This is a genomic window from Promicromonospora kroppenstedtii DSM 19349, assembly GCF_000515355.1.
Lineage (GTDB): Bacteria > Actinomycetota > Actinomycetes > Actinomycetales > Cellulomonadaceae > Promicromonospora > Promicromonospora kroppenstedtii.
Window position 1 is genome coordinate 116,380 of record NZ_KI911665.1, and the last position, 1,896, is coordinate 118,275.

Sequence of the window (1,896 nt, forward strand, 5' to 3'; positions counted from 1 at the left end):
CACGGCCTGGTCGCGCGCGAGCACGCGCAGCCCCGCCGTCGTACCGCACGCCTCGGAGAAGGCGCGCGTCTCGGCCGGGCTCGCGCCGGGCAGCAGCACGTAGGCGTAGCCGGCGTCGGCGGGCGCGGCGCCGTGGTCGAGCCAGGCCGTCAGGTACGGTCGGGTGACGGGGGTGTCGGTGCCGTACTTGACGTTGATCTCGCGCCAGGTGTGGGTGCGGTCCTCGCGCAGGGCGTGCAGGCGCGCGCCGCCGGGGAAGACGTAGCCGGCGGTTCCTGCCAGGTGGCACCAGCGCACGCCGTCGGCGACGGCGGACCAGCCGGGCGTGACGCGCTGGTCCACGCCGTCGACCACGAAGGCGGCGCCGTCGCGCACCTTGCGGTTCTCCACCACGGTCTCGACGCCCGCGGCGCCGGGCGCGGTGACGCCGGAACCGAGGCAGACCACGGTGTCGTCGATGAGGAACCAGCTCTTCAGCGCCCGCAGGTCCGAGCCCTGGGCGCGCAGGTCCTGCCCGTAGCTGCCCAGGGTGGTGCCGGGCAGTGCGGCGCCACCCACCCAGGTCGCGTCGTTCGTGCTGCGATGCCCCTCGCCGTCCGCGCGGCGCGCCGTGTCCACGGTCGTGCCGGGCAGCCGGTAGGGGTCGACGGTGGGCCAGTAGTCCTCGCTGTAGTGCCCCAGGTCGTCCGTGTAGAGCAGCACCATGCCGTCCGAGAGGTGCCAGCCGTGCAGGTTCTCGTTCTGGATCGACTCGTAGTTGTACACGCGGGCCGAGTAGGCGCTGACGCTCACGGCGAAGCCGGGGCGGTGGTGCACCACCTTGTCCATGGCCGGGTACTGGCGGTGCGCCACGAGCGGCCCGCGCGGGGTGGGCCCGGCAGCCAGCAGTGCCTTGGCCGCGACGACGGAGGCGGGCGTCGTGCCCGCCAGGAAGTCGCGGTAGGTGTCCTCGGCGATCCACTGCGCCACCAGCGCCGTCAGGGTCGCCGCCTGGACGGCCGGGGCCGACGGGATGAGCCGGAGCGTGCCCTCGACCACCGTCTGGGTGGAGGCGTGGCCCTGCTTGCTCGACCGCGCGATCTCGCGCCCGCAGACCGAGGCGACCATGTCGCCGCGCGCCATGAGGGGGTCGAACGCGTCGGTCACCCAGGCGTAGACGTTGTCCAGGGCAGGGTCGGTGACCTGCCACGGCGAGTCGCCCAGCAGGTGCAGCAGCGAGGACAGGGTGCCGAGCAGCTCCTTGCCGTAGCCGCCGTTGTACGGGTGCTTCCAGTGCTGCAGGAACGACCCGTCGCGGAAGAACCCCTCCCCCGTGCCCGCCGCGGCGGTGTCGTCCACGAAGGCGAGCACGCTGTTGGCGCCACCGCCGTCGACGTCGCTCAGGGCGTCGCGGACCCGCAGCAGCGCGTCGCCGTCGCCGTCGAGCGCGGCGCGGACGGCGACCACCGTGGCGATCCACACGCGGTTGGCGCCCGTGGCGATCTGCCGGTCGGCGCGCCACAGGTTGGGGTCGGGCGTGTAGTGGTGGATCGCGGCCGTGGACCGGGCGAGGCCGGCGCCGAGGTGCTCGCGCAGCACCACGAGGGTGTCGGCCAGGGCCGAGGCGGAGCCGATCTCCCAGTCCCAGTCGTTGTCGAACCGCGCCAGGCCGGGACCGTAGATGTTCGTGTGCATCCAGTCGAGCCCGTCGGCCACGGCGTCGGCCACCGCGGCGTCGCCCGCGACCGAGGTGCCCGGAGTGGCCCACGCGACGGCGATCGAGCGCAGCCGCTTGAAGGCGGTCGTCACGTTGGTCGACCTGGTGCGGTCGGCGAGGTCGGCCCACAGGGCCGTACGCCCCGCGGACCGGTCGAGCGTGGCCAGCACGGTGGTCGCCGCGCGGTCCACGCGGCGGAC

1 protein-coding gene is annotated in these 1,896 nt (G+C 74.2%); it reads right to left on the reverse strand.

Annotated elements, in window-relative coordinates:
• Positions 1 to 1,896: polysaccharide lyase 8 family protein (locus PROKR_RS12910; protein WP_051432944.1), on the reverse strand; the 1,896-nt coding region annotated here is incomplete at both ends.